8 protein-coding genes are annotated in these 12,449 nt (G+C 37.8%); 3 read left to right on the top strand and 5 right to left on the bottom strand.

Annotated features, from left to right (window positions below; translation table 11 throughout):
- Positions 1 to 43: 43 nt before the first annotated feature.
- From CAPGI0001_RS12120 to CAPGI0001_RS12100, 5 genes are all read right to left on the bottom strand, one after another.
- Positions 44 to 2,440 (bottom strand): TonB-dependent receptor, encoded by a 2,397-nt coding sequence (locus CAPGI0001_RS12120; RefSeq protein WP_002670705.1) that lies wholly within the window; start codon positions 2,438 to 2,440, stop codon positions 44 to 46.
- Positions 2,441 to 2,673: 233 nt separating this feature from the next.
- Positions 2,674 to 3,945, bottom strand: coding sequence for a phosphoribosylamine--glycine ligase (gene purD, locus CAPGI0001_RS12115; RefSeq protein WP_002670697.1), 1,272 nt, complete (start codon positions 3,943 to 3,945; stop codon positions 2,674 to 2,676).
- Positions 3,946 to 3,979: 34 nt separating this feature from the next.
- The gene (locus tag CAPGI0001_RS12110; RefSeq protein ID WP_002670684.1) at positions 3,980 to 4,933 is read right to left on the bottom strand and encodes a phosphoribosylaminoimidazolesuccinocarboxamide synthase; all 954 of its coding nucleotides are present in this window, start codon (positions 4,931 to 4,933) and stop codon (positions 3,980 to 3,982) included.
- A 128-nt stretch (positions 4,934 to 5,061) separates the two neighbouring features.
- On the bottom strand, positions 5,062 to 5,757 hold the full coding sequence (locus tag CAPGI0001_RS12105; protein ID WP_002670772.1) for a YiaD family glycine zipper/OmpA-like lipoprotein: 696 nt from the start codon (positions 5,755 to 5,757) through the stop codon (positions 5,062 to 5,064).
- 12 nt (positions 5,758 to 5,769) lie between these two features.
- Positions 5,770 to 6,264, bottom strand: a complete 495-nt coding sequence (locus tag CAPGI0001_RS12100; RefSeq protein WP_040360384.1) for a lipocalin family protein — start codon at positions 6,262 to 6,264, stop codon at positions 5,770 to 5,772.
- A 655-nt stretch (positions 6,265 to 6,919) separates the two neighbouring features.
- On the opposite strand from CAPGI0001_RS12100, the gene CAPGI0001_RS12095 reads away from it, so the two are divergent.
- From CAPGI0001_RS12095 to CAPGI0001_RS12085, 3 genes are all read left to right on the top strand, one after another.
- Positions 6,920 to 7,240, top strand: a complete 321-nt coding sequence (locus tag CAPGI0001_RS12095; protein ID WP_002670389.1) for an HU family DNA-binding protein — start codon at positions 6,920 to 6,922, stop codon at positions 7,238 to 7,240.
- A gap of 219 nt (positions 7,241 to 7,459) precedes the next feature.
- Positions 7,460 to 9,001, top strand: a complete 1,542-nt coding sequence (locus tag CAPGI0001_RS12090; RefSeq protein ID WP_002670550.1) for an Rne/Rng family ribonuclease — start codon at positions 7,460 to 7,462, stop codon at positions 8,999 to 9,001.
- Positions 9,002 to 9,368: 367 nt separating this feature from the next.
- The gene (locus CAPGI0001_RS12085; RefSeq protein WP_002670475.1) at positions 9,369 to 12,446 is read left to right on the top strand and encodes a SusC/RagA family TonB-linked outer membrane protein; all 3,078 of its coding nucleotides are present in this window, start codon (positions 9,369 to 9,371) and stop codon (positions 12,444 to 12,446) included.
- The last annotated feature ends 3 nt before the right edge of the window (positions 12,447 to 12,449 follow it).

Below are 12,449 nucleotides of genomic sequence, written 5' to 3'. Positions count from 1 at the left end.
TGGTAGCCTCATTCATAGTTATTATTTTGTTGAAAGAACGCAATTAATTCAGAGAAAGTTTCAGTCCCATGAAGTAAGTACGTGGGTGTTGTGGACCATAGATGTAATCGGCATCACGGTCTTTACCCTTGTCAAAATCTTTTTGATATTGGTCAAAAATATTCTTCACACCAGCAAATACCTCCAGTTTGTAATTGTCTGTGAGGGAGAAGGTATAAGCAGCTCTGAGGTTTTGTTCATAGAAGTTAGGAGACTTTACTATAACTTGTTCTCCTGACTGAGCTTCAATCACGTGGGGAACATACATCTGTCCGGTAAATACTCCATTATAGCTGAGTTTTAGTGCTGCTATAGGGGTATAGGAAAGGGTAGTATAGCCATATAGTTCAGGAGAACGCATTACACGGTCGGAAGAGATTTTCTTAGGATCTGTAGGATCTTCATTCTCCCAAATGGTTTGCTGCTCGGAAAAGCGAGATTGCTGATAGGTGAATCCTGTCTGCCATATCCACTGAGAACCGAAAGCAAAATTTGCTTCTACATTTACGCCCATGATCTTGAGATGGTCTGTTGCATTGGTCTTTAACTTGTGCTTGATATTGCCTATATCGGTAAGATCTTGGTTGATAAAGCGGTTGTTGATATGGGTGTAGAATCCTTCCAAGATAAGGTTAGCTTGGGTATTTCCTTCTCTTTTAGTATAGTTCAGAGAAGCTGTGTAGCTATTGGATGTTTCACTGGTGAGGTCTTTGTCCAATTCCACAAAGATAGGATCTCCGTCCAACACTTCGGTGTGTAGGTCTTCGTCAAAAGCTTGTGGAGCTCGATAGCCTTGTGCAAAGGAACCTCGTAGCTTGAGTGTCTCAGTAATATCATACATGGCGGTAAGGCGTGGAACAAATTTGGATATTTGTTTGTTAGAATCCTTATCCGCCCCTGCAAAGCGGTAGCTACCTTTGATATCTACATAGTCATAACGGCTTCCACCCAGCAAAGTAAGTTTTTTAGCCGGATTCCATTCCACCTGTAAGTAGTTGCCATAGGTACGTACTACTTGGTCTACAGAACGATTTTGTCCTATATAATTGTCATTTACCTTATCATATTTGTATTCACTACCTAAAGAGAGATTCAGCTCAGGAGTGATGGTGTAAGCATACTGAGCACCTCCTACTCCTACCAGCTCTGTAGTATGTCCATACTTGGCCAATGCTTTGAAGTATTCTTCTTGGTCATCTGCACTGAGGTTATCGAAATCAGCTTTACTATTGACAGCATAACCTAAACCACCTCCATAATATCCATCTCTATCGGTATATTGTGCAGAGGTATATAGGGAAAATTTATGAGCAAGATCATCAGAGAATCGTTCGAAAGCTAAATCTCCTGCAAGAATACGGTGACGTAATTGCTCGGTAATATCCGATTCATGAGGGAGTAGATCAAATTTGTTTCCTCCACGTCGAAACTCATTGATACTGTTCAAATTGAGTTTTACTTTGCTGTTTTCTGTAGGGTTCCAAAAAGCATCTGCACCAAAAGTGGTATTGTGTAGTTTGGTGATTTCAGAATAACCATCCTCATTACTATCATAAGGTTTACGATTGCGTTGATAGGCAAAGAGGGTGAGTCCTTTGTCAAAATCATCAGAAACAACAGAAGCATTCGCAAATAAGGTGTTATCAGGAGAGCCATCCTTGAGTAAGGATAGACTATTGCCTACAGAGAAAGTGTTGCGAGTAGGATCTTTGGTAAGAATGTTCACTGTACCTCCTATGGCATTTCCTCCATAGAGTACAGAGCCAGCTCCTCTGACAACCTCCACACGGTCAATCATATTGGCAGGAATCATCTCTAATCCATAAACTCCTGCCAATGAGGAAAATACAGGTCGACCGTTTACTAATATCTGAGAATAAGAACCTTCTAATCCATTAATACGCAGTTGGTTAAAACCACAATTTTGGCAATTGGTTTCAGTGCGCAATCCCGGTGTGAAGTTAAGCCCTTCAGCAAGGCTTAGTGACTGGGTTGTCTCAAAGATATGCCCAGTTACCTTACTTACGACTACAGGAGATTTATATTGGGGGATAATATTACGAGTTGCAGTGACTACTACTTGGTCTATCTCCAACAGGTCTTTCTCAAGAGAGAAATTTTTGGAAAGTACCTCGTTTTCAGTTAAGGAAATGTCCTGAGTAATAGTCTTGAATCCTACTGAAGAAATGGTAAGCTTGTAGGTGCCGGCAGGTACCTTTACCTGATAATCCCCAGAGGCTTGGCTGGAGGTACCTTTTACCTCTTGCCCTTTGCGAAGGATAACATCAGCGCCTAAGACAGGTTTCCCTTCAGCAGAAATTTTTCCTTTAAAAGTAGCCTGTTGTGCTAAAGTTAATGTAGATGTAAATAAAAAACAGATGCAAAAAACAATCGTTTTCATGTCTAAAATTTTAAAATGATATAATAATTAAATTTTAGACAAAGGTAAAAAAATATTTCAATATACAAAAATAAATTATTATTATTTTTATTGAATATAAATAACTGATTTTTAGATAAGTGTATTTTTTTTAGTGTTGAGAAGCAGTATATGACTAAAAAAATAAAGCAAAGACAAGCTTATGCCGGTCTTTGCTTTATGAAAAATGTTCTATATTTTAGGTTTGACGAAAATTATAGATCCATTCCGATATCTTTACGATAATACATACCCTCGAAAGAAATTTTTTCTATTTGCTGATATGATTTTTTTAGAGCTTCTTTAAAATCATTATCTAAGGAAGTAACCGCCAACACCCGTCCGCCTGAGGTGAAAATCTTTCCTTCTTTTTGGATAGTACCTGCATGGAATACGAGACTTTCTCCCTGAGTATCAAGTCCATAGATCATTTTTCCTTTTTGGTATTCTTCAGGGTACCCACCGGAGACGACCACTACGGTAGTAGCACTTCTGGGGTCTATCGAGAGGGAGATATCCCTGAGTTTCCCTTTTGCTGTAGCTTCCAAGAGAGTCACCAAGTCCGTTTGTATACGGGGAAGTACCACTTCTGTTTCGGGGTCACCCATACGGACATTGTATTCTATTACATAAGGGTCTTCTCCTACTTTGATAAGACCAATGAAGATAAACCCTCTGTAAGTGATTTTTTCCTTTTTGAGTCCCTCAATAGTTGGTTTTATGATGCGATCCTCTATCTTCTTCATGAAGGAGGCATCGGCAAAAGGCACAGGAGAGACAGCTCCCATACCTCCTGTGTTCAGACCAGTATCCCCTTCGCCTATACGCTTGTAGTCCTTGGCGGTAGGGAGTACCAAGTAGGAATCTCCATCGGTCAGGACAAAACAACTGAGCTCTATCCCTCTTAGAAATTCTTCTATGACCACTTTTTGGCTTGCGTTGCCAAATTTTTCTTCTAGAAGCATTTTCTTCAGTTCGGCTTGGGCTTCTTGTAGATTCTCTAAGATGACAACCCCTTTGCCAGCTGCCAAACCGTCAGCCTTGAGCACATAAGGAGCCTGCATGGTTTCTAAAAAGTGTAAGCCCTCAGTGATAGTTTCCTTGGTAAAGCTGGCATAGCGTGCCGTAGGAATCTGGTGTCGTTGCATGAATTCCTTAGCAAATTCCTTGCTACCCTCCAGGGTAGCCCCCCTCTGGGTAGGGCCTACGATGGCTATATCGGAAAGAGCAGTCTCTTGGCTAAAAAAATCTACAATTCCCTTTACCAAAGGGTCTTCGGGGCCTACTACCACTAAAGAAATTTGTTTGTCCAAACAGCACTGTTTGATAGCTGCAAAGTCGGTTGCGGCAAAGGCAAGATTTTCTCCCACTAAAGCAGTACCAGCATTGCCTGGTGCTATATAGAGTTTTTCACAAAGAGGGCTCTGTGAGAGACTATGGGCAAAGGCATGCTCTCGACCTCCGGAACCTAATAGAAGTATATTCATGGGTGTAAAAAGATTAAGCGTGAATAGTAGAATATTAGAGTAAGCTGCGCAAATATTCACTTACATTTTTATAGATACGTTCTTGTATATTAGTGGTATCGGATTTGATAAATTTCTTTCCTAATAGGTGTTCGTAGAGCTCTATATATCGCTCAGAGATGGAAGCCACATGAGCGGCAGTCATTTCAGGGATTTTCTCCCCTGGGCGACCTTGGAATCCATTCTCAATGAGCCATTGACGGACAAACTCTTTTGAGAGTTGCTTTTGTGGCTCCCCTCTCTTGAGGCGTTCTTCATATCCATCAGCATAGAAGTAGCGGGAAGAGTCTGGAGTATGAGCTTCATCTATGAGAACTATAGTACCTTCCTTAGTCTTGCCAAATTCGTACTTAGTGTCTACCAAAATTAGTCCTCTTTGTAGTGCTAGCTGACTTCCTCTTTTGAAGAGATCATAGGTGTATTTTTCTATAACAGCATAATCTTCTTCCGATACGATACCTCTTTTGAGAATATTCTCACGGGAGATATCCTCATCGTGTAAGCCATTCTCCGCCTTGGTAGAAGGGGTAATGATAGGGGAGGGGAAAGGGGCATTTTCTTGAAGCCCTTCAGGGAGAGTTACCCCACAGAGAGTACGCTTACCAGCTTGGTACTCACGAGCAGCATGTCCTGCCAAGTAGCCACGGATCACCATTTCGACCTTGAAGGGAGTACAGCGCATACCCACCGAGACATTGGGGTCGGGAGTAGCTAAAAGCCAGTTAGGAACAATGTCCTTGGTCTGCTCCATGCACTCGCTGGCTATCTGATTGAGAATCTGTCCTTTGAAAGGAATTCCCTTGGGAAGAATAACATCAAAAGCCGAAAGCCTATCAGTCGTGATCATTACCAAGAGGTCTTCCCCTATGGAGTATACATCACGTACTTTTCCTTTGTAGAGCGATTTTTGATTTTCAAAAGAAAAATCGGTGGAAGTAATACTATTCATATAGTTCTATTTTTTGGCAAATGTACGAATAAAAATTTATTTCTCATAAAGAAATATAACAAAAAAAGAGGCACATTGCTGTACCTCTTTTCAAATAGAATAACTAAAACAATAATAACTATGAAAATTTACTCTTGAGCTTGTTTTTTTGCATCTTCCTTCATTTTTTCATTAGGAACGATAGCAATATTTACACGACGGTTTTTAGCACGTCCTTCTTCGGTAGAGTTGTCATAGGCTGGCTGAGTGGCTCCAAACCATTTGGTAGTGAAGCGAGAAGCTTTGAGTCCACTGGCAGTGAAGAAGTTAGTTACCGCTTTGGCACGTCTTTCAGAAAGTCCCATGTTGTAAGCTGGTTTTCCTTTACTATCAGTGTGACCTGCTACAATCACATTGGTATCAGGATATTCTTTGAGTACACCTGCCATTTTGGTAAGTAAGGTCTTTGCTTCTGAAGTAAGGTCAGCTTTGTTGAACTCAAAGGTAACGCCACTTTTCTCATCGAAAGTAACTACGATACCATCATCTACACGTTTTACTTCAGCTCCAGGAATCTCTTCCTCGATTTTTTTAGCCTGTCTGTCCATTTGATTCCCGATGACAGCTCCAGCGGCACCTCCTACAGCAGTACCGATAACAGCCCCAAGTTCGCTATTACCTCCGCTACCTACATTGTTACCAAGGATAGCTCCAAGGATAGCTCCACCAGCAGCTCCGATTACAGCCCCACGCTGGGTCTTGTTGGAGTTGTTATACGCTTCACAGCTTACTAAAAGAGAAGCTGCTACTAAGAATAATGTTATGTTTTTGAATACTTTTGTCATAATAGTTTAGGTTTAGTTTTTAGTAAAGTTCATTGTAATTACGAAAGGCTTACCATCCACACGAACGGTCTGTTCCCAACGCATTTCATTTTCAGAAAGATATGCTAAGTGTAAGCGTACTCCAGCATTGGTTTCTGACTGATATTTCTCATTGGTCGGTTTGAGCAAGAAATCATAGTAGCCTGTAGTTTTGTCCATCTCCTGTACAGTGAAGATAAAGTGACGATTTCCGCTTGCACAGCCTGTATTGTTGATGGTATAGATACCTCGATAGTTGTTTGGAACAAATTTCCAATAACTTCCTTCAAAGCATTCTTTAGAAGTATCATTAAGTAAAGTAATTTCATACTTTCCTTTTTCATTGTAAGTAATAGAAGAAAGCGTCCATTCTCCTTTGATTACTTTGTTGGCTTGACGAGTCCCTTGTGTACTCTTAGCAATGGTTCCTTGAGTTTTACAAGAGACAGCCATAAGGCCTGCTACGAGTAGTAATAAAATCTTTTTCATAGGAATTAACTTATGTTTTCGGGGCAAAATTATTAGTTTTTTTATATGCACCTACTTTTTTTATCATGTTTAACATTAAATAAATGATTTTTTCTCCATAATAAAGTTTAATATATTGATTAATAGCATATTATATTTTTTTAGTAAGGAAAAAAAAATGAGTAAAATATGGCATTTTAACAAATAAGCGCATTTTTTTCTATGATAAAGCAAGTTTGATATAACAAAACACTTTCTACAGATTGTGAATTATATACGTTTTTTGTGGTTATGGATTATTTAGGTTGTAAGTTTACTCGAAATATCGAACTCATCATAATAGTTCTGATTATAACTAAGCAATATACAAGAAGTGTAGATTGTAGTGTTATATTTTAAAAAGATATTTTTATGGTTTTATTTTCTAATAATAATTGATTTAATAGTAAATATTTTTATTTATTAAAGGGATATATCGAAGAAGCAAGGTGAGGATAAAAAAATTTTTTTATTAACTTGTTGGTTTGTAATTTATTCGTATATTTGCACTCCGAAAACAACGATAAAAATAAGGTTGTTATTTTTGAATAAAACAGCCTGATATAGATTGGACATACTATAGATATACTATAGATATTAATTGTATATAAGAAGAGGTCTTTAAAAATAAAGAAATATGACAAAAGCAGAAATTGTAGCAAAAATCTCAGAAAAGTTAGGGATTGAAAAAACAGAAGTGCAGAATGTAGTGGAGCACTTCATGGAAGGAATCAAGGATTCTTTAGAAAAAGGAGATAATGTATATCTAAGAGGTTTTGGAAGTTTTATTGTAAAAACCAGAGCGGAGAAAACAGGAAGGAATATATCTAAAAACACTACTATTACTATTCCTGCACATAATATTCCTGCTTTCAAGCCAGCAAAAGTGTTTGTACAATCTGTAAAAACTAAGGTGAAAGTAGAAACAAAAGCGAAAGCGAAAGCAAAGAAAAAATAACTGAGTATTAATTTTTAATTTTTAGCAATATGCCAAGCGGAAAAAAAAGAAAAAGACATAAAGTAGCTACGCATAAACGTAAAAAAAGAGCGAGAGCTAACCGACACAAAAAGAAAAAGTAGTTTTATAACTACTTTTTCTCGTTTTTTCGTTCTTTGAAAACATGAAATAGATATTGATATATCTTAACTGAATTTATAATAATAAAATCATAACAGAATGACCAAAGAATTAATTATTCGTTCTGGGGCTTCTGATGTAGATTTTGCTTTACTTAAGAATGGTCGCTTAGTAGAACTTCACAAAGAGGAAGATGCTAATGGACTTTCGGTAGGGGATATTATGCTTGCTAAGATTCACAAGCCTATTCAGGGACTGAATGCGGCTTTTGTGAATGTAGGGTATGAAAAAGATGCTTTCTTGCACTATCACGACTTAGGTCCTCAACTGCTCTCCTTGCTCAAATTTATCAAGGAGGTTTCCTCTGGGAAGATTAAGGATTATTCCTTGAAAGATTTCAAACAAGAGCCTGATATTAATAAAAATGGGGCTATTTCGGAGGTGCTCAAGGCAGGACAACCTATCTTGGTACAAATAGTCAAGGAACCCATCTCGACCAAAGGACCTCGTATAAGTTCTGAGCTTTCCATAGCTGGGCGTTATTTGGTATTGGTGCCTTTCTCAGAAAGGATTTCTATTTCTCAGAAAATAGAAAGTAAGGCTGAGAAAGAACGACTAAAGCGTATAGTACAGAGTATCAAACCCAAAGGGTTCGGTGTGATTATCCGTACCGTAGCTCAGGACAAGAAAGTAGCGGACTTGGATAAAGACTTACAAAATTCCTTCGAACGCTGGATACAAATGTGTAAAAAAATAGCGCAAGGAACCTTCCCTTCGAAGATTCTTAGTGAAATGAATAGAACAGGAGCGCTACTACGCGATATGTTCGATGATTCATTCACCGGAATCCATGTGGATAATGAGTCACTCTATACCCAGATTCGAGATTATTTGCAAGAAATAGCTCCCGATAAGCTTAATATTGTTAAGCTCTACAAGTCCTCAGTACCTATTTTTGAAAAGTTCCATATAGAAAGACAGATAAAAACAGGTCTAGGACGTACCGTCTCCATGACCAAAGGTGCTTATTTAGTTATAGAACATACTGAAGCACTTCATGTAATAGATGTCAATAGTGGAAACCATTCTAATAAAGCAGAAAACCAAGAAACTACTGCTTTCGAAGTGAATCTCATCGCAGCTACAGAAATTGCACGCCAATTGAGGCTAAGAGATATGGGAGGAATCATCGTGGTCGATTTCATTGATATGAGCAACGGAGAGAACCGACAAAAGTTGTTCGATGCACTACGTGAAGAGATGAAGGACGATCGTGCCAAGCATAAGATACTACCTCCAAGTAAGTTCGGGCTTATTCAGATCACACGCCAAAGAGTACGTCCTGAAATCAACATCAAAACAAAAGAAGAAAACCCTAGCAAATTAGATGAGGTAGATGCTCCTATCACCTTGATAGAACGTATGACTACCGATTTGGAAGAAATTATTTATCAAAGCAACTACAACGGAAGGATTACCCTGAACCTACATCCATTTATTGCCGCTTACCTTACCAAAGGTATTTTTTCGATACGTTTTAAGTGGTTCCTTAAGTATAAAAGATGGGTGAGCATTCTCCCAAGAGATGCCTACTCCTATTTAGAATATCGTTTCAAAACAAAAGAAGGAACTCCTTTGTAATAAAAAAGAAAGCTATCATCTCGATAGCTTTCTTTTTTTGTATTATACTGAGAAAAAAGGATAATAAAGTATTTGTTTCTATATTATTCATTATTTACATTTATAAAATGAATAGTTGTTAATTAATTATTTATAATTATATTTTTTATTTAATAAAGTCAGTTTCTCATTCGTAATTAACGCTTTGTAACTTTTGTAAATGCTTATATATTAGCCAAATAAAGTTAAAAATAGGTATTAATCAATGAATATTCTTTATAATTGATAAGAATATAATTATTAATCTATTTAGTTAAATATAATTTAAAAAATATTGTTATATAATTTCTTTTTGTAACTTTGCATGGTCGTTAAAATAAATTGATGTATGAAAACAAACGTAGTTTACTTTATGCTCTTTTTTATAGGAGTGTTACAAGTGTCCTTCGCTCAGAAGAAGACCCTAACAGGGGTAGTGAAGGATGAGAATCAGGAACCTATGCTTGGTGTCTCTGTAATTATCAAGGGAACAAGTGAGGGAGTCTCAACAGATGAGAAAGGGGTGTATGCCCTGAAAGTAAAAGATGGAGATGAGGTAGAAGTCTCCGCTATGGGGTACAAAACCCAAGTCCACAAAGTAACGGCCAAAACTAAAAAATGGGATGTGTTGCTTGCTTTGGATGTGGAGGAAATCCCCGAATTTGTCTTTGTAGGCTTCGGGCAGAAGCAGGCAGTCAAGGAAGCTACAGGTTCTATCGGTAAGGTGGATAATCTTTCTAATAGTGCCTCGGCTTCTGTTGATAAAGCTCTTACGGGGAAAGTAGCAGGAGTCCAAGGAGGAGTGACCACAGGTCAACCAGGAGGGGCGGCTAACATTCGTATACGAGGAATTGCCTCTGTCAATGGGCGTACCAATCCTATCTATATTATAGATGGTGTGAGGGTTAATCAAGGAAGCCTTACTTCAGGGGCTACATCTTCTAACATATTAGCCAATCTTAATGATGATGATATCGAAAGTATCACAGTGCTAAAGGATGCGGTCTCTACAGCAGCTTATGGAGCTGATGCGGGAGCTGGTGTGATCATCATCACTACCAAATCTGGTAAAAAAGGAGAGGCAAAATATAATTTTAATAGTGAGGTAGGGGTCGTATCACGAGCACTCAAAGGAGAAGAAAACCTTTCTACTTCTGAGTGGTTTGGTCTGCTCTATGATGCTTATTTGAATACAAGAGAAGGAACAAGACTATTCCCCAATAATGATAAAGCAGCTCTCTTGGCAGCCCTTGAAGCAGGAACATTGAGTACTGCTGCTACAGGAAGAAGCCTCCAGGCCTTATACAAAAATAGAAATATTAGTACTGATTGGCGCAAAGAATCAGAAAACAGTATGGCTCTTGTGCAAAAACTAAATGGATCAGTATCAGGAGGAACAGATAGAATAGACTATTATTCTTCCTTGGGGTATTATAAGCAAGATGGTATAGTAAAACAGACAGGATTTCATCGTGTAACTAATAGTAATAAAATCACTTATAGGGCTAATGACCGTTTGACTTTAGCTACAGATATACAGCTTTCTTATAGCCAAACAATGACTATGCCTAGTGGAGGAGATTATGCGAATCCTATCTTAGGACAGTATCTATTGCGCCCTACAGATCGTGCTTACAAAACGGATGGAAGTTTGAATTATGGGGGTAGAGGAGGAAAACTTTCCAATGGATTCTATAATGTAGTAGCTCTTCAAAATCTTAATTATATACAATCACAAACAACAAGAGCTTTTGGAAATTTTCAAGCAGATTACAAAATATTAAAGAACCTTACCTACAAATTCGTCTTCGCTCCAGAATATGTGGATATTATGGAGGATAAATACCTAACACCTCTTCATGGTGATGGTAAAGATGAAGGTGGATTGAGTAACTGGTATGCAAGTCGTTATTTTAGCTTTAATGTGCAAAATATACTTTCTTATGATTTCAAATATAAGGAGAAAAATAATTTTTATGTAAATCTTATACAAGAAGCCTATAAGTCAGATGTCAGAAGACTTTCTGCTTCAGCGAGTAATGTAGGACCTAGTGGGCTAACTACTTTGTCAAACTTCATAAAACCTCGTGATGCATCAGGAACAAAGGCTGTAAGTTCTCGAGGCGGATATGCACTTACTTTCCATTATGATTATGATAAGTTGTTCCTTTTAGACCTTTCTGGTCGTCAGGATCGTGTATCTAATTTCTGGGAAGAAAATAAAACAGGATATTTTGGTTCTGTAGGAGTAGGGGTAGATTTTGCTCGTTTGGAAGCTCTAAAGAAATCTAAAGCTCTTTCTCAATTGAAATTGTCTGCCTCTTATGGTTCTGTAGGAAATATGGTGGATGTATTCCCTTATGCGACTTATTCTTATTTGCTTAATTATAATGAACAGGTGGGAGGAAATGTCAATGGAGTAGAGAATAGAGATCTTCGTTGGGAAACCTTGTCTCCTCTGAATGTTGGTTTGGATATCGGATTCTTAAAGGATAGAATTACTCTATCAGCAGCATATTTCTATAAGAAAACCTCTGACATGATATTTGCTGTACCTCTTTCCAGAGCACAAGGCTCTTCTGGAGGAAGTGTATATAAGAATATAGGTGAGATGGTTAACAAAGGATTAGAGCTTACCTTCAATGCTAAAGTAGTTGAAAATGAAGGTGATGGATTCAATTGGAGTGTGGGAGGAAATTTCACCACGCTAAAAAATGAAGTAACCAAACTTTATGGAGACAAACAAGAGATCATATCTGGTAGTCGTATCATACGAAAAGGAGAAACAGTTAATTCATTTTGGATGAAAAAATGGGCCGGTGTAGATCCTGATAATGGAGATCCTTTGTGGTATATCAATGGAGAAGGAGGAGAAACAACCAAGGATTATAACAAAGCAGGGTATGCATTGCAGGGAAGCCCAATGCCTACTTTCTATGGAGGTTTTGATACAAAGTTCTCTTATAAGAATTTTACTCTTTCTCTTGACTTTACTTATTCTGGAGGAAATAGAATAATAGACGTGTTCGCTTCTTATGTCAATAGTGATGGAGGATTGTTGTTAAATTATCCAGGTTATAGGTCTCAGATAGGAAACTATTGGACTCCTGAAAATAAAAATGCAAGGGATCCTAAACCTGTATTGAACGAAGGAAACAAAAATGCAACAGGTTTTTCTACCCGTTATCAATACAAAGGAGATTTTGTGAGATTACAAACACTAAGATTCTCTTATAAGCTCAAACCAGAATGGCTTGAAGGAACCTATCTTAGAGGATTAGAATTTTATGTGTTAGGAAACAATGTATGGACACATAACTTTGATAAAAATTTCAAAGGAGATCCAGACTTGAACATAAGTGGAGAAACTTCCTTTGCACTTCCTTCCCTAAGAACATATAGTTTTGGGGTAAATGTTAACCTATAAAAT

This window comes from Capnocytophaga gingivalis ATCC 33624 (genome assembly GCF_000174755.1).
Classification (GTDB): Bacteria; Bacteroidota; Bacteroidia; order Flavobacteriales; family Flavobacteriaceae; genus Capnocytophaga; species Capnocytophaga gingivalis.
Note: the sequence above shows the minus strand (reverse complement) of the source record. Positions and strands in the feature narration are given on the sequence as shown.